At 62.6% G+C, this 22,221-nt stretch carries 20 protein-coding genes and 1 riboswitch; of the genes, 5 read left to right on the forward strand and 15 right to left on the reverse strand.

Features of this window, described 5'->3' with window-relative positions:
- Positions 1-167 precede the first annotated feature (167 nt).
- Complete coding sequence (locus V8J83_RS14755; protein ID WP_339987197.1) at positions 168-2,177, reverse strand: PhoX family protein; 2,010 nt, start codon at positions 2,175-2,177, stop codon at positions 168-170.
- A gap of 324 nt (positions 2,178-2,501) precedes the next feature.
- Between V8J83_RS14755 and V8J83_RS14760 the strand changes: the two genes are divergently transcribed.
- Positions 2,502-4,889, forward strand: coding sequence for a putative bifunctional diguanylate cyclase/phosphodiesterase (locus V8J83_RS14760; protein ID WP_339987198.1), 2,388 nt, complete (start codon positions 2,502-2,504; stop codon positions 4,887-4,889).
- A gap of 39 nt (positions 4,890-4,928) precedes the next feature.
- On the opposite strand, the gene V8J83_RS14765 is transcribed toward V8J83_RS14760, so the two are convergent.
- Positions 4,929-6,224: a DUF3179 domain-containing (seleno)protein gene (locus V8J83_RS14765; protein ID WP_339987199.1), complete on the reverse strand. Its 1,296-nt coding sequence runs from the start codon at positions 6,222-6,224 to the stop codon at positions 4,929-4,931.
- Between the two features lie 241 nt (positions 6,225-6,465).
- Positions 6,466-8,163, reverse strand: coding sequence for a 30S ribosomal protein S1 (gene rpsA, locus V8J83_RS14770; protein WP_339987684.1), 1,698 nt, complete (start codon positions 8,161-8,163; stop codon positions 6,466-6,468).
- A gap of 307 nt (positions 8,164-8,470) precedes the next feature.
- On the opposite strand from rpsA, the gene radC reads away from it, so the two are divergent.
- Complete coding sequence (gene radC / locus V8J83_RS14775) at positions 8,471-9,418, forward strand: RadC family protein (protein WP_339987200.1); 948 nt, start codon at positions 8,471-8,473, stop codon at positions 9,416-9,418.
- Between the two features lie 105 nt (positions 9,419-9,523).
- Here radC and V8J83_RS14780 read toward each other — a convergent pair whose 3' ends face one another.
- From V8J83_RS14780 to V8J83_RS14790, 3 genes are all read right to left on the reverse strand, one after another.
- On the reverse strand, positions 9,524-10,036 hold the full coding sequence (locus V8J83_RS14780) for a type III secretion system chaperone (protein WP_339987201.1): 513 nt from the start codon (positions 10,034-10,036) through the stop codon (positions 9,524-9,526).
- Positions 10,037-10,140: 104 nt separating this feature from the next.
- A complete protein-coding gene (locus tag V8J83_RS14785) occupies positions 10,141-10,755 on the reverse strand; it encodes a (d)CMP kinase (protein ID WP_339987202.1) in 615 nt (204 codons plus the stop codon).
- 73 nt (positions 10,756-10,828) lie between these two features.
- Entirely contained in the window at positions 10,829-11,176 is a 348-nt protein-coding gene (locus V8J83_RS14790; RefSeq protein ID WP_339987203.1) for a metalloregulator ArsR/SmtB family transcription factor, read from the reverse strand.
- Between the two features lie 75 nt (positions 11,177-11,251).
- Here V8J83_RS14790 and V8J83_RS14795 point away from each other — a divergent pair, with 75 nt between their 5' ends.
- Both V8J83_RS14795 and V8J83_RS14800 read left to right on the forward strand, forming a co-directional pair.
- Positions 11,252-12,157, forward strand: a complete 906-nt coding sequence (locus V8J83_RS14795) for an acyl-CoA desaturase (RefSeq protein WP_339987204.1) — start codon at positions 11,252-11,254, stop codon at positions 12,155-12,157.
- Positions 12,154-13,167 carry an acyl-CoA desaturase gene (locus tag V8J83_RS14800; RefSeq protein ID WP_339987205.1) on the forward strand — a complete coding sequence of 338 codons (1,014 nt, stop codon included), beginning with the start codon at positions 12,154-12,156 and terminating at the stop codon, positions 13,165-13,167. Before V8J83_RS14795 ends, V8J83_RS14800 begins: the two co-directional genes overlap by 4 nt.
- Positions 13,168-13,212: 45 nt before the next feature.
- Here V8J83_RS14800 and aroA read toward each other — a convergent pair whose 3' ends face one another.
- From aroA to ybeY, 6 genes are all read right to left on the reverse strand, one after another.
- Entirely contained in the window at positions 13,213-14,571 is a 1,359-nt protein-coding gene (aroA, locus tag V8J83_RS14805; protein WP_339987206.1) for a 3-phosphoshikimate 1-carboxyvinyltransferase, read from the reverse strand.
- Positions 14,572-14,749: 178 nt separating this feature from the next.
- A complete protein-coding gene (trmB, locus tag V8J83_RS14810; protein WP_339987207.1) occupies positions 14,750-15,442 on the reverse strand; it encodes a tRNA (guanine(46)-N(7))-methyltransferase TrmB in 693 nt (230 codons plus the stop codon).
- Between the two features lie 3 nt (positions 15,443-15,445).
- Positions 15,446-16,627, reverse strand: coding sequence for a methionine adenosyltransferase (gene metK / locus V8J83_RS14815; RefSeq protein WP_339987208.1), 1,182 nt, complete (start codon positions 16,625-16,627; stop codon positions 15,446-15,448).
- A 6-nt stretch (positions 16,628-16,633) separates the two neighbouring features.
- Positions 16,634-16,682: riboswitch (SAM-SAH riboswitch) on the reverse strand.
- A 29-nt stretch (positions 16,683-16,711) separates the two neighbouring features.
- A complete protein-coding gene (gene lnt / locus V8J83_RS14820) occupies positions 16,712-18,217 on the reverse strand; it encodes an apolipoprotein N-acyltransferase (protein ID WP_339987209.1) in 1,506 nt (501 codons plus the stop codon).
- Positions 18,214-19,110, reverse strand: a complete 897-nt coding sequence (locus tag V8J83_RS14825) for a transporter associated domain-containing protein (RefSeq protein WP_339987210.1) — start codon at positions 19,108-19,110, stop codon at positions 18,214-18,216. The genes lnt and V8J83_RS14825 overlap by 4 nt, the downstream gene beginning before the upstream one ends.
- Before the next feature lie 43 nt (positions 19,111-19,153).
- A complete protein-coding gene (gene ybeY / locus V8J83_RS14830; RefSeq protein WP_339987211.1) occupies positions 19,154-19,651 on the reverse strand; it encodes an rRNA maturation RNase YbeY in 498 nt (165 codons plus the stop codon).
- Between the two features lie 151 nt (positions 19,652-19,802).
- On the opposite strand from ybeY, the gene V8J83_RS14835 reads away from it, so the two are divergent.
- Complete coding sequence (locus V8J83_RS14835; protein ID WP_339987212.1) at positions 19,803-19,946, forward strand: hypothetical protein; 144 nt, start codon at positions 19,803-19,805, stop codon at positions 19,944-19,946.
- Positions 19,947-19,954: 8 nt separating this feature from the next.
- Here the strand turns inward: V8J83_RS14835 and V8J83_RS14840 are convergent, their stop codons facing one another.
- The 3 genes from V8J83_RS14840 to V8J83_RS14850 form a co-directional block, all read right to left on the reverse strand.
- The gene (locus V8J83_RS14840) at positions 19,955-20,968 is read right to left on the reverse strand and encodes a PhoH family protein (RefSeq protein WP_339987685.1); all 1,014 of its coding nucleotides are present in this window, start codon (positions 20,966-20,968) and stop codon (positions 19,955-19,957) included.
- A 225-nt stretch (positions 20,969-21,193) separates the two neighbouring features.
- Positions 21,194-21,556, reverse strand: a complete 363-nt coding sequence (locus tag V8J83_RS14845; RefSeq protein WP_339987213.1) for a hypothetical protein — start codon at positions 21,554-21,556, stop codon at positions 21,194-21,196.
- Positions 21,557-21,573: 17 nt separating this feature from the next.
- Complete coding sequence (locus V8J83_RS14850) at positions 21,574-22,149, reverse strand: OmpA family protein (protein WP_339987214.1); 576 nt, start codon at positions 22,147-22,149, stop codon at positions 21,574-21,576.
- Positions 22,150-22,221: the final 72 nt, after the last annotated feature.

Consider the following 22,221-nt stretch of genomic DNA (forward strand, 5'->3'; position numbering starts at 1 on the left):
CGGTGCGACACGTTGGCCATCTATAATGATTTATGCCCACACTAAAATCGCGTGGTGCCGAGGCGCAAATAAAAGGCCCCGCATCTTCGCGGATGCAGGGCCAGTGTTTTGGAGGTTCGGGCAAGGGGACAGAGGGCAATGCACCCGAACCACACGCGCAAGAGGCGTCAGACGGCGATCTGTCCGCCCCCCTGCTTCGTGACCACCACAACCGACGGGCGCGGTGGCATGTTATCGACAAAATCCGGCCAACGCGTCGCCGGATCCTCGAATGTCGATGCGCGTTCGAAGCCCGCGAAATCAGACGTCCCATCGGTGCCTGGATGCTGCACGGCCAGGAACAGGGTCTGATCGTTGTCGGCAAAGTACGGCCCGCACAACTCGCCGCCCACCGGGCAACGGAAGAACAGCTTCGCGTGACCGCGCAACTCGCCCTCCGTCTCAAGGCTGTAGAGACCGTCGGACTTGCCCGTCCGGCCCCAATTGCCACCCTGATCGGTCGAGATCCACAACCGGCCCGCCGTATCAACCGCGCAATTATCGGGCGAGGCGAACCAACCGTTTTCCGAGGTTTCCGGATTCCAGACCGCGCCCACATCATCAATCGTCGGATCGCCACATTGAACAAGGATATCCCAGGTCCCCGAAAGCGCCGCGTGGTCGCCGCCCGCCTCGTTCATTTGCAGGATATGGCCGAAGGCGTTGTCAGGCCGTGGATTGGTCGCATTCGCCTCTTCCCGGCGGGTGTTGTTGGTCAGCATGACGAAGACGGAGCCATCGGCGCGCGGCTCGATATCCTCGGGCCGGTCCATCGGGGTCGCCCCCAACAGATCCGCCGCCATCCGCGTGTCGATCAAAACGTCGCCCTGCGTCTCGAACCCGTTTTCCGCCGTCAGAGGGCCCTCGCCCTGCACCAGCGGTAGCCATTCGAACGTGCCGTCGTCATCGTAGCGCGCCACGTAAAGCGTGCCCTCCGATAGTAGCTGCATGTTGGCCGATCGGTCGTCGCCGACGACGCCCGCCGATACGAATTTGTAGACATAATCGAACCGGTTATCGTCGCCAGAATAGACCACGACCTGTCCGCTTGGCGCGATGATGCTTTCCGAACCCTCGTGGCGGAACCGACCCAGCGCCGTGTGCTTGACCGGCACGCTTTCGGGGTCGAGCGGATCGACCTCGACGATATAGCCGAAGCGGTTCGGCTCATTCGGCTCCGCGTCGATGTTGAAGCGTTCGTGATACTGACCCCATGCATACCACCGCCCCGGCACACCGTAGCGCTCGAACGAGGCCGCCTGCGCCATCTGCGACACATCAGGATCGCCCTCGCCATCCACAGTGTCGGTCCAGAAATAGCCGTGGAAATTCTCTTCGGCCATCAGATATGTGCCCCAGGGCGTGATCCCGCCGGCGCAATTGTTGATCGTTCCGAAGACCTGGGTGCCCGACGGATCGGCGCCGGTTTGCATCCGCGCGTGGCCCGCCGCGGGACCATCGATCCGCATCTCGGTGCCGGGGTGGATGCGACGGTTGTAGGGGCTATCGAGCACCACCTGCCACACGCCATCGCCGTTGCGCGCAATCTCGAAGATCGACCCGCCATGGGCGGCCATTTCAATGTCGACGATCTCTGCCGTCATGCCTTCGAAATCGGCGCGGTCCTGCCGCCCGAGACCAGGGAACATGACCTCTTCGTTGGTGTATTCGTGGTTCACGCACAAGACACCGCGGCCGGGCTCGAGCTCCACGAAACCGACATAGTCGTTGTTGTAGCCGAACCGCTGCAATTGATCCTCGGCGGATTGGTTCATCGGGTCGAAATCGGCCACATCAGGGAAAATCGGATCACCCCAACGGATAAGGACGTTGGCGTCATAGCCCTCCGCGATGTGGTGCGTTTCATCGTTGCCCCAGCTCAACTCGTCAAAGACAAAGCGATCCGCGCCGCTTTCGGCGCGCGCCCGCCCCGTGCTCAGCGCAGTGGACCCGAACAATGCGGTCGTCGCGGTGACGGCCAACGCGCCGCGCATCACTTCGCGGCGGCCATAGCGGCGGTTCACGACGTCGCCGATCGTGTTGCCGAGGTTGGGGTTTGTTGGAATGTCGTCGAAGGCCTCGAAGGCTTCGGCCTTGTTGTGGTGTTCAGAGCTGTCGATAATCGTTCTACGGTTCATCTGGGATCTCCCTGGACAGACAGACCGCCCCGCCGGACGCTTTGAGCCCGCGGCACCAGTCAATTAGAAGTGTGGCCCCAGTTGCGCCGCGACGTGTAACAGCTCTGTGGCGATTTTCTTACAGGACCAAGTTATCCCCAGAAATCCGCGGCGCCTGGCCGATCAAGGAGGCTCCCGGCGAGAGACCTCGCCCACTGCCCGCACCCGCTCGGTCAAATCAATTAACGTATACAATTCGAACAAAAACACGGTCCGGCGTCAATTTGACGTTTACTTGAACCCCGTAGCGTCCGGCTCTGGTAAATGTCGCAACGGGCATATGGTATGGTGAGCGCAATTCGAAAGCTGTCGGCCGCGTTGCGCGCGGCGCTCGGTTTTTCCGAGCTGCGCGGCGAACACCTTACCCCCGACGCCGCGAAGCGCTACCGCCGTGATCAGATCATGGAAACCATTAACCAGACACAGCCCCTGGTGCTCGGCAACACCATCTTTGCTCCGATCCTCGCTTATCAGGCTGCAGAACATGGGCCAAAGGTTCTGTTGATTGTCTGGACCATCGCGATGATCATCGCCTCACTGACGCAAGTCCTGTCCGCTGATCGACTGCGCAAGTGTACCGGCCGCGTCGTTGACCTCAAACGTCTCGAACTACGCGCGCTTTTCCTGGGCGCGATGTGGGCGATCGGATTTGCCTGCACTTACCCCCACGTGAGCGGCAACGAAAAGGTCATCGTTGCCATCATGCTCACCGGATCGGTCGCCTTGGGTACATTCAGCTATTCCCGCTCAGCAGGTGCCGCGCTGATTTACCTTTCGGCCACGACCCTCGGCATGGGGTTATCTGCACTGATAACCGGGCTGAACAACGGCTTGGGGAGCGACAAGATGGTCGCCGTTCTGTCGCTCTTCGCTTTTGCGACCCTCACCAAATCCGTGGTCGAGCGAGGGCGCGCAAATCTTGATGCCTTCCGCAATCTCGAACAACTCACCGAGAAAACCGAAGTGATCGAGCTTCTGGTCAAGGATTACGAGGCGCAGGCAACGGAATGGGTTTGGCATGCCGATGCTGACGGGCGCTTGATTGTTGGCCCCGACCTGATCGTGGAACTCCTCGGCGGGCCCTCCGCCCTCGACGGACACGAAGCCGTCTTGCACCGCGTCAAACGCATGATCAGTCCTGAAAGCCACGCCGCCCATGACCGTATGGCCGCTGCCGTGTGCAATCGGCAGGACTTTCACGATGTCGTACTGGCGTTCCCCGACCAAAACGGCGACGGACTGCGCTGGATTGCCGTAAAGGGCACGCCGCAATTCGACGATGGCATGTTCCACGGCTTCCGCGGAATTGTGGCCGATATCACCAAAACCGTCACGGCCGAGCGGCGCATTCAATATCTGGCCGAATTTGACAGCCTCACCGGATTGTTGAACCGAAATTCCATCCAGAAAAAACTGGGGGAGCTCGACCCGACGCGCGATCAGATGACCGCCGTGTTAATCGATCTCGATGGGTTCAAACAGATCAATGACAGCTATGGGCATGACACCGGTGATGCGCTTTTGTGCGCCGTGGCTGACCGACTGCGCGTGCTGGAAAACAACGGGGCATGGGCCGCGCGTCTGTCTGGTGATGAGTTTTTCATGCTGCTCGCCGATGACGAAGAGACAACCGCCGACACCCGCCTGACCCTGGGGCAGGAAATGTGCGACCGCCTGTCCGAGCCGTTCCAGATCAACGAATTCGAGCTGCAGATCTCGGCCTCCGTTGGTATGGCCCGCTTCCCGGCTGACACCGCAACCGGGCACGATTTGCTCTCACTCTGCGATCTGGCGCTCTATGATGCGAAACACTGCGGACGCAATCGCCTTCGCCTGTACGATGCCGCTTTGCTGGAGAAGCTGAACTGGCGTACCGCCGTGATCGAACGGCTCCGAAAGGCTGTCCGCTCGGGGCAGATCAAACCGTTTTATCAAAGCCAGCACCATCTCTCCGACGGGCGCCTGATCGGGTTCGAAGCCTTGGCTCGGTGGGACGACAAGGAACTGGGTCCGATCGGCCCCGACGTCTTTATCCCGATCGCGGAACAGACCGGCCTGATCGTCGATCTGGGCGAGCAATTGTTGCGCATGGCCTGTATCGACGCAAAACGCTGGTCCGATCAAATGGGCAGCGCGGCACCCGTGATCTCGGTCAATATATCGCCGGTGCAATTTGCCCGATCCGATGTGGCCGCCATGATAGACCGGGCGCTGACGGAAACTGGCCTGCCGCCCACCTTGATCGAAGTTGAAGTCACCGAAGGTGTCCTGATTTCCGACAAGAGCCGCGTTGCCTCGACGCTGCAACAACTCTCCGCAATGGGGGTTTCCGTCGCTCTGGATGACTTCGGAACCGGGTATTCCTCCCTCAGCTACCTCAAGGAACTGCCACTCAACCGCCTCAAGATTGACCGCAGCTTCATCGCACATCTTGAAGACGACCCCGACAGCCCGTTTGTCAGCACCGTGATCCAGCTCGGTCAAAACCTAGGGTTGAGCGTAATCGCGGAAGGCGTCGAAACCAAAAAACAGGTAAGACAACTGATCGATATGGGCTGCGATGAAGGACAAGGCTACCACTTCAATCGGCCATCGCCCGTAACGGAAACAGACGCCCTCATAGCGAAACTTGTTGAAGTTCATGCCGCAGGAGAGCGTAAGAAAGCCGGCTGATCCGATGCCGTTACCGCTTCACACAATGGCGCGATCCAGTCATTCCGGCCAGAGGGCAGTATCAGGGTGAAATTGCGACCACGCGAACCAGAAGGCCTCATGGCTGCCAAGATCCGCACCATCAGCGCCCACTGCACGCAGGCCGCCTGCCACCTGCACAATCCGCACATCCTCAAACGTCACCTCGGCGCCGTCGCTCAACGCGGCGAGCGCCAAGCCACGCGGAAACGCCACCGGACGCCCCGACCCGGAGAAAACACCCAAGATCTCCTCCTGCACCTCAAGGCGCGGGTCAACGTCACCAACCGGAAAGATCGGCCCATCCGCGTCGCGCGTATTGCGAAAATCGAAATCGCGCCCCAGCGCCAACTCTTCCACCAATACGGTCGTGTTCGGGTAAGCCGCCCGCCACGACGCCCAATCGGTGGTGATCACGCTGGCCTGCTGCAACTGCAACCCGATCTCAGACAACGGCCCGGTCAGCGCCTCTCCCGTGAACGTGTCGAACACCGACATCGACGTGATGTCGTACATCACCTTATTCGATCGGGTCAGCAAACCGGACGTGCGCAGCACCGGGCGCGCGACACCCAAAGGCAACTCATCGGTGAAATACGCCTGCGCGGCACCGCATAGCGTACAGTACGGAATGCCCAGATCCCGCCCCCCAAGCGTGTCGTTCACCATTTCGCGCACTTCCATGATACGCCGCGGATAGGCCCGCGCCTCGCCGTTGATCTCGATCCCGAACACGATCGCATCATCGTCCAGCCATGTCGCCTCCGCCGCCGTGCTGACCGGTGGATTGTCGGTCGCGGGGATGCATTGGCACGGCGTGCCGGTCGTATCGTAAGGCCGGTCATCGATCCGCACCCCGCCCCACGACACAAATCGCCAATCGACGGCGCCTTCGACCATCAATTCGTCCAACCCAGGCAGGTAATTCGTGAAAATATCGCGCTTGTGGGCGAGGTAGCCGGGAAAGGCCGGGATATCCCAGGCCATCAGGTGGTCGGCGATCTCCGCGCGCGGTCGAAACGTCTGTGGTTCCACCGCCAACAATGCGACACTCACGTCCCGCAACGCAGCAAAGACTTCAGGCCGCCAGGTGAAACGCATCAAATCTGTGATCAGCCATGCCGCCCGAGGATCGCCCGAGGCCGCGATGGTGTCATAGGCGCCAGTCTCGCGTAGGTCCCAGTTGGCCTGATCTCGCCCGATCTCGACGGCGCGCACCAAAGCGGCCTCCAATTCAGGCGACATCGGCCCGTCCGGGATAGCGGGCGGCAGGCCGAATTCCTCCACCACGTAATCGCGCAAGTCGGTCTGGGCCAAGGCCGCCCCGACAAACGCAGTAAAGGCCAACGACAAAAGGAAAAAACGGGCAAACGTCCGGATCACTGGCTGTCCCTCGTATGACTATCACGACCGCCATGCTACACGCGCCCGCCGTCAAGCCCGCATCACATTCGCTTCAACCCGCCCATCGCTCGCTACAAATCACCCCGTTTGTCACATAAAAAAAGGCCCCACCGTCTCCGGCAGGGCCTCCCGAATCTTCTACGGCGCGACAGGCTCAGTCGTCGTCCTGCTTCAGGGCCGCACCAAGGATATCCCCCAGCGATGCGCCCGAGTCGGACGAGCCGAACTGTTCCACGGCTTCTTTCTCTTCCGCGATCTCGCGCGCCTTGATCGACAGACCCAGACGGCGCGACTTGGCGTCGATGTTCGTCACACGGACGTCCACCTTGTCACCAACGCCAAAGCGTTCCGGACGCTGTTCCGAGCGGTCCCGCGACAGGTCCGAACGGCGGATGAAGGATTTCATGCCCTCGTAATCCACCTCGATCCCGCCGTCTTCGATCGCGGTGACTTCCACCGTGATGACCGAGCCGCGCTTCACACCCTCGATCGATTCGGCGAACGGATCGCCGTCCACGGCCTTGATCGACAGGCTGATCCGCTCTTTGTCGGTGTCGACCTCGGTGACAACCGCCTTGACGATATCGCCCTTGCGGAAATCGTTGATGATGTCCTCGCCCCGACCTTCCCAGGTCAGATCGCTCAGGTGCACCATGCCGTCGATCTCGCCTTCGAGACCCACGAACAAACCGAATTCGGTGATGTTCTTGACCTCACCCTCGACCTGCGTGCCCTCGGGATGGCTCTCGGCGAACACTTCCCACGGGTTGCGCATGGTCTGCTTCAGGCCAAGCGAAACGCGACGCTTCACGGTGTCGATCTCAAGCACCATCACTTCCACTTCCTGCGAAGTCGAAACGATCTTGCCCGGATGGACGTTCTTCTTGGTCCACGACATCTCGGACACGTGCACCAGACCTTCAACACCCGGCTCCAGCTCAACAAACGCACCGTAATCGGTGATATTCGTCACGCGGCCCGTGTGGGTCGTGTCGAGCGCGTACTTCGCCGAAACGGCATCCCACGGATCGTCCTGCAGCTGCTTCATGCCAAGGCTGATACGGTGGGTTTCCTTGTTGACCTTGATGACCTGCACCTTGACCGTCTCGCCGATGGTCAGAATGTCCTTGGGGTCGTTCACACGGCGCCATGCCATATCGGTCACGTGCAGAAGGCCGTCCACACCACCCAGATCGACGAATGCGCCGTATTCGGTGATGTTCTTGACGACACCGTCCACCACGTCGCCTTCGTTCAGCTTGCCGATAACCTCGGCGCGCTGCTCGGCGCGGGATTCTTCAAGGATTGCGCGGCGTGAGACAACGATGTTGCCACGGCGACGGTCCATTTTCAGGATCTGGAACGGCTGCTTGAGGCCCATCAACGGGCCCGCATCGCGCACGGGGCGCACGTCAACCTGGCTGCCGGGCAGGAACGCAACCGCGCCGCCCAGGTCCACGGTGAAGCCACCCTTCACGCGGCCAAAGATCGCGCCTTCGACACGCTCTTCCGCGGCATAGGCCTTCTCCAGACGATCCCACGCGGCCTCGCGGCGCGCCATCTCGTGCGACAGCACGGCTTCGCCACGGGCGTTTTCCACGTTGCGCAGGTAAACCTCGACCTCGTCGCCGACTTCGATCGCGGGCGCTTCACCGGGGTTTGCGAATTCTTTAAGCTCGACACGGCCTTCCATCTTGTAGCCGACGTCGATGATGGCCTGGCCCGCTTCGATTGCGATGACCTTGCCTTTGACAACCGAGCCCTCTTCGGGCGTGTCAATTTCGAAGCTTTCGTTCAGGAGGGCTTCGAATTCCTCCATGGTTGCATTTGCCATGTGGCTTTGGGTTCCTATTCGGTTTTGATCTGGCCGCGCGGTTGTCTCCGCCGGTCTTGGTTTCGTTTGCCCCGTCGCGTTGCGGCTCGGGCGTCGATTGGTCGTTTGGTGGCGGGGCCGAAAACAAAGAGGGCCGGATTGATCCGACCCTGCCCATCTCTTGCCCTCAACTTATCCGCCGAGTTGACGGCCGCGCGTATACAAGCCTTGTCCCGAACGTGCAACCCGCAGGCCTCTTGGCTCTCGCGTTAACCCCGAATTAACGCGGAACCTTTTCAATAAAGGTTAAACTTTATCGAATCTCCCTGACGGACACAGACCCCCAATGCGTATCGACCCCAAACACTCCAAGAAGGTTCAGGAACTTCGGGAGCATCCGCTCATCAACGGCGGCATCGCCAAATCACGGGTGGCGCCACGGCCAATCGACACCCAATTGTCGCACGATGCCCTGCGCGGGCTGGAGGAACTTGATGCCCGCACCCCGCCACCGGATGCAGAAACGCGTCCGGCGTTCTCGCCCGGCTACAAGGTCAACCCGCGACTGCACGGCGATCACGCGGCGGGTGGGGGCCTTGTCTCTGATGCCGATGGAGCCAAACGGCCGCATTATTGGGGGCATCGCGAACGTCTGCGGACCCGTTTCCTAAGTGGCGGCCACGCGGCGATGCCGGAATATGAGCTTCTGGAACTCATGCTGTTCAACGTCATTGCGCGCATTGATGTGAAACCTCTGGCCAAACGCTTGTTGGCTGCATTCGGCGATCTGAACGGCGTAATCGCGGCCTCCGAACACCGGCTGCTGCAAGTCGATGGGGCCACGCCGCGCGTCTACTACCAACTCCGCCTTATGGAGGCCTTTGCCCACCGCATGGGTCAGGCCAAGGTCCTGCAACGCGATGTCGTCTCGTCGTGGGATGATCTCGTCGCCTATTGCCGGACCGTCATGGCCCACCGCGACACGGAGCAATTCCGCATCCTCTACCTCAACCGCCGCAACGTCCTGATCGCAGATGAAGCCGCCGGGACGGGCACCGTTGACCATGTGCCCGTCTACCCGCGCGAGGTTGCGAAACGCGCGCTCGAACTGAATGCGACGGCAATCATTCTGGTACACAACCACCCCTCCGGCGATCCCACACCCAGTCAGGCCGACATCGACGTCACATCGCATGTGCAACTGGCCTGCGATGCAATCGGCGTGATGATCCATGATCACGTGATCATCGGGAAGGATCGCGAGACATCGTTCCGCGCCGATTTGCTACTGTGACGCTGTCGCCTCCGACAGTTACGCGGTACGAATCCAAGCAAACACTTGTGCATCTCACAGGTTTTCCGGCGAACAACACAGCCTGACGCTACGCTGAGCAGGCTCTCAGAGTTCCTCACCCAACTCCAGCAATTCCTGAATCAAACCGCGCGTGTCACCACCGCCGAACATAACAGCGCCCGAGGAATAGGTGTCCCCAAACGTCTGCGCCAGCGTCACCGTCTGTGCCACGCCCGAGATCAGCTGATCGGTTTCAAGCGGCGAAAGCGGGTGAATGAATGTCGCCCACAACCTGTTGTTCGCAATCGCATATCTTGCATCCAGCGCGGTATCGAAATTGGCCTGCATCAAGCGCAAGAGCGCGCCGTCATCCAATCCGTCCGCCGAGGAGATCGGCACCAGAATGCGCATCCGATCCGCGACCGGGTCCATGATGACGGTTACCGGTACATTTGCGATCGTGAACGACATCCCGTTCGGCTCGATAACCGCATCAGGATCCAGAACCGAAAAGACCTCCGCCATGCGCTGTGGCGTCATCGGCGGCTCGGCCTCTTGCGCGAGAAGTCCGGCAGGGGTTGATGCAATCACAACGGCAAAAGCAATGGCGCGCAGCATGTCGAAATCTCCGGCTAGCGTTGGGTCATGTACAGCCTAGCGCCAAAGCCCTGCCCGCCAAAGGCACGATTGCAGGTCACGCAGTCACGACATCGGCATCGGATCTAGCCAGGCTGCTTCGCCGCGACCGCAGAAACCGCGGCTGCGACCGCCTCGGCAATGCCCATATCGCTCGTGTCCAGGACCAACGCATCCTCCGCGGCCACCATCGGCGCGGTGGCGCGGTCGGCATCGCGCGCGTCCCGAGCCCGCACATCCGCCAGAACCTCTGCAAATTCGGCGCTCAGTCCGCGACCGGCCATTTCATCCAGCCGCCGCTGCGCCCGGACTTCAGCGCTGGCCGTCACGAAAAGCTTCACCTCGGCACGCGGGCAGATCACCGTCCCGATATCGCGCCCATCCAGCACCGCACCCCCTTGCCGGTTCGCAAATGCGCGCTGAAAATCAAGCAGATGCTCGCGCACTTGCGGAATAACTGCCACTTTCGAAGCCGCCTGCGCCACGTCGGGTGTCCGCAATGCCGTGGCGTCGGCAAGATCATCGGGGGATAGCGCCTGCGCCGCCGCCTCGGCGCGTTCACCGGCCAGAACCTTTGCGCCAACCGCGCGATACAGCAGGCCTGTATCAAGATGCGCAAAGCCGAAATGCTCGGCCACCGCGCGCCCGATGGTCCCTTTGCCCGCAGCCGCCGGGCCGTCAATTGCTACTGTGAATCTCATATGTCCGTTTTAACGCGCTTTTTTTGCGCGTGCCAGCGCGGGCCGACGCAGCCAAGCCTGTTGACCGGCTTTGTCACGTCACCGAGCGGTCGCTGCCCTCGGCACGGTCATCGTGCTCCATCTCGTCGCGCACCTCGCGGCGCAAGGCACGCGACGGGGGGCACACCTCCTGCATGAACGTCCAGAGGTGGCCAGCGAGGTTTTCCTGCTCCATGCCGTACAGAATGAATTGTCCCTCCCGCTTCTTCCAGATCAGGCCAGCCGACTCGAGCACCGAAAGATGCTTGCTGACAGCTGGCTTCGACATGTCGAACCGATCCGCAATGGCCCCGGCGTGAAGCGGCCTTTCCCTTAAATATGCAAGGATTTTCCGCCGCGTAGTCGAGGAGAGCGCTTCGAAGACTTTTTCAGGGCTTGACATATTTCACCAATTAACTCAAAGGTTAAATGAAGATTTCACTTATTAGTTAAATGCTGAACCGTGGAGACGCAAGCCATGAAGCAGGAATTAAGTGCAACAGACCGGGTGACGCCACGTCCCGACAGCTCCGCTACCCGGGCAAGCGTGATCTGGTCGCCCGCAAAGTCGCTCTGGTTTACGGGCATGGCGGCGATGGGCATCATCGGCGTGGCCTTCTTTCCATCGTGGGGCGCGGCGGGCATCACACTTCTGCTGATGCTGCTGACACTCTGTCTTGGCCATTCGGTCGGCATGCACCGCCTGTTGATCCACCGCAGTTTCGAAACCCCACTTTGGGTGGAACACGCCCTTGTTTACCTTGGCACACTTGTCGGCATGGCGGGGCCCATCGGCATGTTCAAGATCCACGAAATCCGCGATTGGCAGCAGCAGCAGCCCGACTGCCATTCCTTCGCCAAGCACGACGTCGGCTTTTGGCGCGACGCCCTGTGGCAAATGCATTACGAACAGATGCTCGTTCACCCCCCGGTTCTGCACGTCGAACCACGGGTGACCCGCGACCGCTTTTACCGGTTTCTCGAAGCAACCTGGCGATGGCAACAGCTTCCCCTCGCACTCGGCCTGTTTGCACTGGGAGGCGTTGGCTTCGTCCTCTGGGGGATCGGTCTTCGGGTGGCGGTGTCGCTGGCCGGGCATTGGATCACGGTCCATTTCGCCCATACCCGCGGCGAGCGGCCCTTTGTGCAGGACGATATCGCCATTGATGGTCGCAACCTGCCGGGCCTTGGCCTCGTGACCTTTGGCGAAGCATTCCACAACAATCACCATGCCTTTCCGCGCTCGGCGCGCATGGGTCATGACGCCAGTCAGATCGACCCTGGTTGGTGGGTAATCCGGACACTCGCAGCCCTTGGGCTCGCCTGGAACATCCGCACACCCGATGGCGTGACTGCCACCGCATGGAAGGGAGCCATCCAATGAGTCTGAGCGATACGGACCGCGTCTTTTCCGATGCACACACATCCGCCACCGAAGGTCGCATCGCTTGGGATGCGCCGAAATCCCTATGGACCTTTGCGCATATGGCGGGCGGGATTGCGGCGCTGATCTTGTTCCCAAGCTGGGGCGGGGTCGCGGCGTTTCTCACGCTCGCCGCGATCACGTTATGTGCAGGGCATTCCGTTGGCATGCACCGTCTTCTGATCCACCGAAGCTTCACGGCGCCCAAATCGCTGGAGCGGACGCTTGTTTGGCTTGGAACCCTTGTGGGCATGGCTGGTCCGTTCGGCATGATCCGCGCCCATGACATGCGCGATTGGCATCAACGGCAGGTCGCGTGCCCGCCGCACCCGTCGCACGGCGCGGGGTGGCTGCGCGATGCGTGGTGGCAGATGCATTGCCGCTTTGCCCTGACCCATCCGCCGCGTTTCGAGATCGAGCCCGAGATCGCTGGCGACCCAATCTATCAATGGGTGGAACGGCATTGGATGGCGCAGCAACTTATCCCGGCGACGCTGCTCTTCGCCCTTGGCGGCATCGGGTGGGTGCTTTGGGGCATCAGCCTGCGCATCGCAGTATCCCTGATCGGACATTGGGCCGTGGGTCATGCTGCACACAAGGGCGGTCACCAAGGCTGGGAAATCCGTGGGCTGCCGGTGCAGGGCTACAACCTGCGCGGGCTGGGGTTCCTGACCTTCGGCGAGAGCTTCCACGGCAACCACCACGCGTTTCCCCATTCGGCGCAGCTTGGTGTTGAGCGGGGGCAGCTTGACCCCGGGTTCTGGCTGATCCTGGGGCTGGAACGGCTGGGGCTGGCGTGGGACGTGAAGGGCCCGCATTCGCAAGACCCGCGTGAGGGGCTGGCGCGTGTCGCGCCCGCTTCCATGGAGCCGGGGACAGGTGGATGGCCCGAGCAAAGCAAGGGGTCTTACCCTGTGTGCGCACGCGTGAACACACAAGCGCCAAAGACTCAAATCTTTCAAAATCAATAGGTTACGCAAAATAACATTTCTACAATTATAGAAATGTTTTGCGCCCTAGCGGGACTGGTTCGCCCGGTCCAACCGCGCCCCAAGATCCCGCATCAGCCCCTCGAAAATCGGGAAAGACGTCGCAATCGGCCCGGCATCATCCACCGTGATCCCGTCCTGACTGGCGAAACCGGCGCACAGAAACGACATGGCAATGCGGTGATCGAGATGCGTGGCGACCGTCACACCGCCCTTGACCCCGCCCGGACCGCAGCCCTGCACGATCCACCAATCGGGGCCGTCCTCGACCGCGACCCCTGCCGCGCGCAGACCATCGGCCATGGCCGCGATCCGGTCGCTTTCCTTGACGCGCAATTCCTTGACGCCGCGCATCACGGTGGCGCCTTCGGCATTGGCGGCGACCACGGACAGGATCGGGTATTCGTCGATCATCGACGCCGCGCGCTCGGGCGGCACTTCGATGCCCTTCATGTCGGGCGAGAACCGGGCGCGCAGGTCGGCCACGGGCTCTCCGCCTTCTTCGCGCGGGTTTTCATAGGTCAGGTCCGCACCCATGTCGCGCAGCGTCTCGAATAAGCCCGCGCGCGTCGGGTTGAGGCCGATGTTGGGCACCAAAACGTCCGACCCTTCGGCGATCAACGCCGCGCAGACCGGGAACGCGGCCGAGCTTGGGTCGCGTGGCACGGCGATAGACTGCGGCTTCAATTCCGGCTGCCCGGTCAGGGTGATCACGCGGCCCTCAGGGGTAAGCTCGGTCGTGATCTCGGCCCCGAAACCCGCCAACATGCGCTCGCTATGGTCGCGCGTGGCCTCTTGTTCGATCACGACGGTCTCGCCCGGCGCGTTGAGGCCCGCGAGAAGCACGGCAGATTTCACCTGCGCCGAGGGCACGGGGGTTGTGTAGCGCACGGGCAAAGGCGCGGCCGCGCCGATCAGCGTCATGGGCAAGCGTCCGTTCGCGCGGCCATAGGCCTGCGTTCCGAACAGGGTGAGAGGGTCCGTCACCCGTGCCATCGGACGCGACCGGAGCGAGGCGTCGCCGGTGAACGTCGCGGTCATCGGACAGGTCGCCATGGCCCCCATGATCAACCGCACGCCGGTGCCGGAATTGCCGAAATCCAGCACATCGTCGGGCTCGGCAAACCCACCGACGCCGACGCCGTGGATGCGCCATGTGCCATCGTCCTCGCGCGTCACCTCGGCCCCGAAGGCGCGCATCGCCGCGGCGGTATCAAGCACGTCTTGCCCTTCCAGAAGGCCGGTGACCCGCGTTTCCCCCACCGCCATCGCGCCAAAGATCAGCGACCGATGCGAGATCGACTTGTCGCCCGGCACCTCGGCCACGCCTTCGAGGGCCGTGCCCCTGCGGGCGGTCATTGGCTGCGGATCACCGTGGGAGGACATGCGACGGCCTTTCATCTGCAATTGCGCGCTGGTGATAGACGCGGGCAAAGCGGGCGTCCACACCCCAATTCTTGCGGGGGTGGCGGCGGATGCGTTGCTTGGGGGCGCTGCCCCCGTCCTTTGGACTCCCCCGAGGTAGTTCGGAAGCAAAGAGGGCAAGGGGCGCGGTTGGCGGAGGTCAGGTTTTGCGGAAGGTCAGGTAATGCGGCACGCGACCTTCGCGCAGGGCCTTTTGTTCATACCGGGTGGACAGCCAATCGGACCACGGCGCGCGCCAATCGGATGCGGACTCGGCCAACCAATCGAACCCGGCGCGTGGCACTTCTTCGAGGGTCTGGCGCACGTAATCGGGAATGTCGGTGGCGACACGAAATTCCGCACCGGGTTTGAGCGCCCGCGCCAGAGGACCGAGGTGTTCGGGCGTGACGAACCGGCGGCGATGGTGGCGCGTCTTGGGCCAAGGGTCGGGGTACAGCAGGAACGCTTTGGCGATGCTGTCCTCGGGCAGAACGTCGAACAGATCGCGCGCATCGCCGGGGAAGACGCGCAGGTTGTCGACCCCTGCCTTGCGGATCTTGCCCAGAAGCATGGCGACGCCGTTGATGTAGGGCTCGCAGCCGATGATGCCGACATCGGGGTTCAGGGCCGCCTGATGCACCAGATGTTCCCCGCCGCCGAAGCCGACCTCCAGCCAGACCGCGCGCCCGCCAAAGAGCGCATCGAGGTCAAGCGGCGTGCGATCCGGGTTCGCATCCCAATCGACCGGACCGGGCGACAAGGCCGCCAGATCCTCGGCCAGGTAACGTTCCTGGCTGTCTTTCAGGTGCTGGCCCTTGCGGCGGCCATAGAAATTGCGGTGCGGGCGTTTCATGGATCACAGCGCGCGTTTGATCGCCTCCACCAGATCCGTCTGTTCCCACGAGAACCCGCCATCGGCCTCGGGCGCGCGGCCGAAATGGCCGTAGGCTGCGGTGCGTTGATAGATCGGTTTGTTGAGGCTGAGGTGTGTGCGGATGCCGCGCGGGGTGAGGTCCATCACCTGCCCCAGCGCGGTCTCGATCTCGGCCTCGTGGGCTTTGCCCGTGCCATGGGTGTCGCAATAGATCGACAACGGCTTGGCCACGCCGATCGCATAGCTGAGCTGAATGGTGCAGCGATGCGCGAGGCCGGAGGCGACCACATTCTTGGCAAGGTAGCGCGCGGCATAGGCGGCCGAACGGTCCACCTTGGTCGGATCCTTGCCGGAAAACGCGCCACCGCCGTGGGGAGCCGCGCCACCATAAGTGTCCACGATGATCTTGCGGCCCGTCAGGCCCGCGTCGCCGTCCGGCCCGCCGATCACGAATTTGCCGGTCGGGTTCACATGCCATTCGGTGTCGCCGGTGATCCAGCCAGCGGGCAGCTCTTCGCGGATATAGGGCTCCACGATGGCGCGCACGTCGTCGGAGGACAGGGTGTCGTCAAGGTGTTGGGTGGACAGGACGATGGAGGTCACGCCGACCGGTTTGCCGTTCTCATAGCGCACCGAAAGCTGCGATTTGGCATCGGGGCCAAGCGCGGGTTCGGCCCCGGATTTGCGCACCTCGGCCAGCCGTTTGAGCACAGCATGGGCGTAATGGATCGGGGCGGGCATGAGTTCGGGCGTCTCGTTGACGGCATAGCCGAACATGATCCCCTGATCGCCCGCGCCTTCGTCCTTGTTCTCGGCGGCGTCCACGCCTTGTGCGATATGGGCGGATTGTTCGTGCAGCAGGTTGGTGATCTCCACGGTTTCGTGGTGGAATTTGTCCTGCTCGTAGCCGATGTCGCGGATACAATCGCGCGCGATGGCGTCGATGCGGCCCATGTATTCTTTCAGCTTGTCCTGATCGCTCAGGCCAACCTCACCGCCGATGACCACACGGTTGGTGGTGGCGAAGGTCTCGGCCGCGACGCGCGCCTCGGGCTCCTCCGACAGGAACGCATCAAGGACCGCGTCCGAGATCCGATCACATACTTTGTCCGGGTGGCCTTCGGAAACGGATTCCGAGGTGAAGAGGTAGTTATCGCGCGCCATGGGGAATGCTCCAATGTGAGTGCCGCCCCACGTCAGGAAGCCGTTGTGGGGTTCGCCGGGGCTTACGCCCCTTTTCCGGTCGGTTCAATGGGCGTTGCGCCGGCGGGTCACAAGCAGACCCGTGATTGCAACGAGCACCGCCAGCACAAGTGCGGGCAAATCGCCGGTGCGCGCATAGAGCGTCGGCGGCAGCGCGGCGGGCAGCGGCGCATCAATCACGCCGTCCACATCCATCGGCAAAGCCTCCACCACGCGGCCACGCGCATCGATGACGGCGGATATCCCGGTATTCGCGGCTCGGATCAGTGGCAGCCCTTGTTCGGCGGCGCGCAATTGCGCCAACGCCAGATGCTGATGCGGCATCGCGAAACTGCCGAACCAGGCGTCATTGGTGACCTGAACCATCCAATCCGGCCGCTCCACACGGCGGACATAATGCGGAAAAATCGCTTCGTAGCAGATCATCGGAAAGGCCCGACCCAAGGGCCCAAGGTCCACAACGCCCGGCCCATTGCCGGGGTGGTACCCGCCCGCCAATTGCTGCGCCAAACCGGCGAGACCCAGATCATCGGCAACACCCCGCAGCGGCATGTATTCCCCGAAGGGCACCAGGTGGTGCTTGTCATAAACCTGCACGACCTCTCCGGTGTCGGCCAGATGGGCGAGGATATTGCGCGGCTCGATCCCGGCATAGCGTTGCGCGCCGATCAGCACATCCGCGCCACGTGCCGCGGTTGCGATGCGGTCGCGCGCCGCGTCGGAGCGGCGCAGGATCGTGGGCAGGCTGGTTTCCGGCCAGATCACCAGATCGGCAGGCCGGTTCATCGCGGTCAACGCAAGGCCCCGCTCGAAGAACACCGGGATCATGGCGGGGTCCCATTTCAACGCCTGCGGGGCGTTGATCTGAACCACGCGGATCAGGGGCGCGAGAGGCGCGGGCGTCGGCCCCATCCACGGCACAAGGCCCACGGCCAGACCGGCGATCAACGGAAGGCTTGCCAGCCCAGCGCCCCGCCAAAGGTAAAGCGCCGCAGACAGCGCCGCCGGACCCAGCACCAGAAGCGTCAGCGCCATCGGCCCGCCAAGGGCGGCAAGCGCCAAGGCTTCCGTCCCGACCAACCCATGCCCGGGCTGCGCCCAGGGCAGGCCCGACAGAACCCGCCCCCGCAGGGCTTCGGACATCACCAACAGCCCGCAAAAGACGAGAGCACGCGCCGGGCCGGACACGCAAACGCGCGCGGCCAACCAGGCGGCCAGCCCCCAAAACGACGCCAAACCGCCCGCCATCAACACAATCGCAAAGGGCGCCATCCACCCATGGGTCGCGGCGTCCACGAAGAACGGCTGCACGATCCAGTGCATCGCCACACCAAACCACCCGACCCCGGCACACCACCCGAACCACGCGGCGGCGCGGACCTCCGGCGCGCGGGCGATCAGCGCGCACAGCACCGCAAATGCAGGAAACAGAAGGGGCCAGACCCCGAACGGCGGCAAGGCCAACGCCGCGACCGCGCCACTCAAAACGGCGAGGAACCGGCCCCGCCACCGCCCGGGCGCCGCCGTGGCGACGCCCGCGCGCGCGCTCACTCCGCCGCCTCTTTCGGCAAGCGGACACGCAAGCGCTTGATCCGGCGCGGATCAGCGTCGATCACCTCGAACTCCACCCCGGAGGGATGCGGGACAACCTCGCCCCGGGTCGGCACGCGGCCAGAAAGAAGGAAAACGAGACCGCCAAGCGTATCGACCTCTTCCTCTTCCGCGTCATCGACCAGATCCAAGCCGATCTCGCCTTCGAACTCGTCCAACGGTGCGCGCGCCAGCGCAAGGAACGCGCCATCCTCTTCGCGCAACCACGGCTGCGCTTCTTCGATGTCGTGTTCGTCCTCGATCTCACCGATCACCTGCTCGATCAAATCCTCGATGGTCAAAAGCCCGTCCACACCGCCATATTCGTCGATCACCAAGGCCATATGCGTCCGCTCGGTCTGCATCTTCGTCAGAAGCACGCCGATCGGCATCGACGGCGGCACATAGAGCACCGGGCGCAGCACCTCGGACAGGGTGAAATCCTCGCCCTCACCGTTGAAGCCGTGTTTCAACGCGATGTCCTTGAGGTGAACCAGCCCCGCAGGCTCATCCAGCGTGCCGTCATAGACCGGCAATCGCGTCAGGCCGCTGTCGCGGAACACCTGCACCAGGTCGGACAACGACGCGTCTATGCCGACCGAGACAATCTCGGCGCGCGGGATCGCGACATCCTCGACCCGCATCTTGCGCAGGTTCGACATCGACGGCAGGGGCGGCCCGAATTGCTGGGGCGCCTCGCCATGTTCCGTTTGGGGGTCATGGTCAGGCTCTTCGGCGACAGGAGCCGTGCCGAACAGACGTGCAAAAAAGCCCGGCCTTTGGGCCGGCACTTCGTCGGTCTCGGGGGGCGCGCCACGCGCCGCAGGAGACGACGGATCAGGATTTGAGCTCATGGCTCCTTTCCAAGAAACAGACCGGGCCGAAATGCCCGTGGTTCTAATATGGGTCAGGGACCCCCAGGCTGGCAAGTATACGTGTTTCAAGCTGCTCCATGAGTGCTGCATCTGCCTCAGTTTGATGGTCAAAGCCAAGGCAATGCATCAGCCCGTGCACGATCAGATGGGTCGCGTGCTGCACCAGCGGTTTACCGCCTTCGCGGGCCTCGCGCGCGCAGGTGCCATGGGCCAGCGCGATATCCCCAAGCTCGGTCGGGGGGGCGTTCGGGAGGGCTTGCGGCAGATCGGGCATCGCACCGGGCGTGGCGGCGGCGCGGTTCTGCGCAGGCCACGACAGGACATTGGTGGGCGTGGGCTTGCCCCGGAAATCGGCATTGAGCGCCGCGATGCGGGTGTCATCGGCGGCCAGCACCGACAGGGCATAGCCGTCCGGATCAAGCGACAGGGCGGCAAGCGTCGCGCGCGCCGCGTCCTGCACCATGGTCTCGAGCCCGAGCGCGTCCCACGCGGCGTCTTCGATGAGGATGTCGATGTCCATGGCCTGCGCTTAGGCCAAGTCGGGCGTCGGGACAATCGCCCGCCCGCCGACCCGCGCGCACTTGGCTGGCAAGCATTAGGACAATCGTCAAAGTTTTGCCTCATTGTTGCGCGATTACCGACAAAAACGAAAAAAACGAGGCTGAGCAGACATGGAACATCTTCCCACGATCCTGATGGAATTTGGCGCATCCATTGCCACCATCGTGTCCGAAAACCCGATCCTCTTGGTCGTTGGTATCGGGTTCGCCACCGCAATCTGGCGCTTCAGCGGGCGTCCATCCAAACAGGAATAGGCGCCTGCTCAGCCCTGCGGCGCATCTTTGTCGTAGGCTTCGATGATCTTGGCCACCATCGGGTGGCGCACCACGTCTTTCGCGGTGAAATAGTTGAAGCTGATACCGCCGGTCCCGTTCAGGATGCGTTCCGCTTCGCTCAATCCGCTGGTCACACCGCGCGGCAGATCCACCTGTGAGCGGTCGCCTGTGATCACCATCCGACTGCCTTGACCAAGGCGGGTCAGGAACATCTTCATCTGCATCGACGTGGCATTCTGCGCCTCATCCAGAACCACGAAGGCATTCGACAAGGTGCGCCCGCGCATGAACGCCAAGGGCGCGATTTCGATGGTCTTTTCCTCAAGCAGCTTGGCCAATTGCTTGCCCGGCAGAAAATCATTCAGCGCGTCGTAAAGCGGCTGCATGTAGGGATCGACCTTGTCCTTCATGTCACCGGGCAGGAACCCAAGCCGTTCGCCCGCCTCCACCGCCGGGCGGCTGAGGATGATCTTGTCGACGTGGCCGCCCATCATCTGGTTCACCGCAACCGCAACCGCAAGATAGGTCTTGCCGGTGCCCGCCGGACCGATCCCGAAGGCCAGCTCGTTCTGGAACAGCGCGCGCACATAGGCCTGTTGCGCCTGCGTGCGGGGTTCGACGGTTTTCTTGCGGGTGCCAATCTCTAGATCGCCGCCCTTGAACATCTCGATCTGATCGCCGTCCCGCACACCGGTGCCCCGATCCGATCCATCCAGACGCACGGCCGCATCGATATCGCCGGGCTCCAGCGATTTTCCGGCTTCGACCCGCTCGTAAAGCGACTGCAACACGTCAACGGCGCGGTCGCGGGCTTCCCCAAGCACGGCCAGCGCATTGCCACGCCGCAGGATGTGAACCGACAGCAAATGCTCGATCTGCGCAAGGTTGCGGTCGAACTCACCGCACAGCTCGATCAACAGGCGGTTGTCGGGAAATTCGAGGGTGCGTTCGGTGGAATCGCTGGCCACAGGGGTTTCGCTGGAGGGATCTGGATGGGGCAGCGGATTGATTGCCAAGGAAAACTCCGGTCGCTGGCGTCGCCCCGGGCCATCCGAAGCGCCTGAATGGCTTGAGTCTGGCCCCTCACCCCCCGATTTGTCCACATCCGATCTGCGATTTTAACCAATATTTCGTGGCTCACGCCCCGGTCCAACGCCACACCTGCCATTCGCACAAGAAAAAGGCGGCCCCATGGAGACCGCCCGTTTCATCACCAAGACCCGCGTTCAGTTCAAACGCGGCACGCGATCTTCAATGCCCGGGCTGCCCGAGCTGAAGTCGCCCACAACCGACCCCGGAGGCGCAGGTTGCGTGCACACCGGCAGGCCCGAACGCGGATCAAGCCGCCGGGACCAATAGCCTTCCAGCCCGTCGTCGATCATCCAGATGTGGCAGCCATCGGGATCAATGAAGATCCCGGCCTCCAGCCGCGACAGCGGCCCGCCATCCGTGCCGGTGTCTTCGGCGATGGCCACGACGTTGGGTTGCCCGGCGGGCGTGTTGTTGCGCACAGCCCCTTCCGAAATGGATTCGACACATCCCGATGCCACAAGGCAGATCGCGAGGATGAATGAAGTTCTCTTTAGCATGGCCCGTTTCCCTTCACTCAGCGATAGCAGACGATTTCGACACGACGGTTGCGCTGCATGTTTGCGGCACTGTCGTTGGGCGCGATCGGGCGACGTTCACCATAGCCGATTTCGCGCGCGACGCGGGCCCCGACCGAGCGGGCCACATTGGCCACCGCAGCGGCGCGTCGGTCGCTCAGGCGCATGTTCGACTCGTCCGAAGCGCGGCTGTCGGTATGGCCGTAAATCGCATAGGCAAAGGCCCCGGCGCTTTGGAAAAACTCCCGCAGATGCGCGCGACCCGACGCCGTCAAACGTGCGCTTCCCGTCTGGAACATGGTGTCGGTGTTGGCCACGCCGCAGGGGTTCACGTCCAGGCAGACGGGCATGCCGTTTTCCGGGTTCACCCGCCCCTCCATGTACCCTTCGATCCCGCCATCCGCGACCCAATGCATGCACCCGTCGGGATCAATCCATATGCCGGGCTGCACCGTTCCGCTTATGATGACCTGATCCTGGGCCGCCGCCGGGCTCGCCAAGGACACAAACGCCCCCGCAACCAGCGCCGTTGCACCCATCGCACCCGAAAGCGCGCGTGTCAGAGAATTGATCACACCTACATCCCCCCTTTGTATCCGACCTGTCCGACCCTTCGGCCGCAGATTTTCGTCGGTTGTCTTGCCGTG

This window comes from Gymnodinialimonas ulvae, assembly GCF_037543845.1.
GTDB classification, from domain to species: domain Bacteria; phylum Pseudomonadota; class Alphaproteobacteria; order Rhodobacterales; family Rhodobacteraceae; genus Gymnodinialimonas; species Gymnodinialimonas ulvae.

Bases quoted from the DNA above. Each gene is read 5' to 3' on its own strand.
- V8J83_RS14755 (WP_339987197.1), bottom strand. From the start codon at position 2,177: ATGAACCGTAGAACGATTATCGACAGCTCTGAACACCACAACAAGGCC.
- V8J83_RS14760 (WP_339987198.1), top strand. From the start codon at position 2,502: ATGGTGAGCGCAATTCGAAAGCTGTCGGCCGCGTTGCGCGCGGCGCTC.
- radC (WP_339987200.1), top strand. From the start codon at position 8,471: ATGCGTATCGACCCCAAACACTCCAAGAAGGTTCAGGAACTTCGGGAG.
- V8J83_RS14780 (WP_339987201.1), bottom strand. From the start codon at position 10,036: ATGCTGCGCGCCATTGCTTTTGCCGTTGTGATTGCATCAACCCCTGCC.
- V8J83_RS14785 (WP_339987202.1), bottom strand. From the start codon at position 10,755: ATGAGATTCACAGTAGCAATTGACGGCCCGGCGGCTGCGGGCAAAGGG.
- V8J83_RS14790 (WP_339987203.1), bottom strand. From the start codon at position 11,176: ATGTCAAGCCCTGAAAAAGTCTTCGAAGCGCTCTCCTCGACTACGCGG.
- V8J83_RS14795 (WP_339987204.1), top strand. From the start codon at position 11,252: ATGAAGCAGGAATTAAGTGCAACAGACCGGGTGACGCCACGTCCCGAC.
- V8J83_RS14800 (WP_339987205.1), top strand. From the start codon at position 12,154: ATGAGTCTGAGCGATACGGACCGCGTCTTTTCCGATGCACACACATCC.
- aroA (WP_339987206.1), bottom strand. From the start codon at position 14,571: ATGTCCTCCCACGGTGATCCGCAGCCAATGACCGCCCGCAGGGGCACG.
- trmB (WP_339987207.1), bottom strand. From the start codon at position 15,442: ATGAAACGCCCGCACCGCAATTTCTATGGCCGCCGCAAGGGCCAGCAC.
- metK (WP_339987208.1), bottom strand. From the start codon at position 16,627: ATGGCGCGCGATAACTACCTCTTCACCTCGGAATCCGTTTCCGAAGGC.
- V8J83_RS14825 (WP_339987210.1), bottom strand. From the start codon at position 19,110: ATGAGCTCAAATCCTGATCCGTCGTCTCCTGCGGCGCGTGGCGCGCCC.
- ybeY (WP_339987211.1), bottom strand. From the start codon at position 19,651: ATGGACATCGACATCCTCATCGAAGACGCCGCGTGGGACGCGCTCGGG.
- V8J83_RS14835 (WP_339987212.1), top strand. From the start codon at position 19,803: ATGGAACATCTTCCCACGATCCTGATGGAATTTGGCGCATCCATTGCC.
- V8J83_RS14845 (WP_339987213.1), bottom strand. From the start codon at position 21,556: ATGCTAAAGAGAACTTCATTCATCCTCGCGATCTGCCTTGTGGCATCG.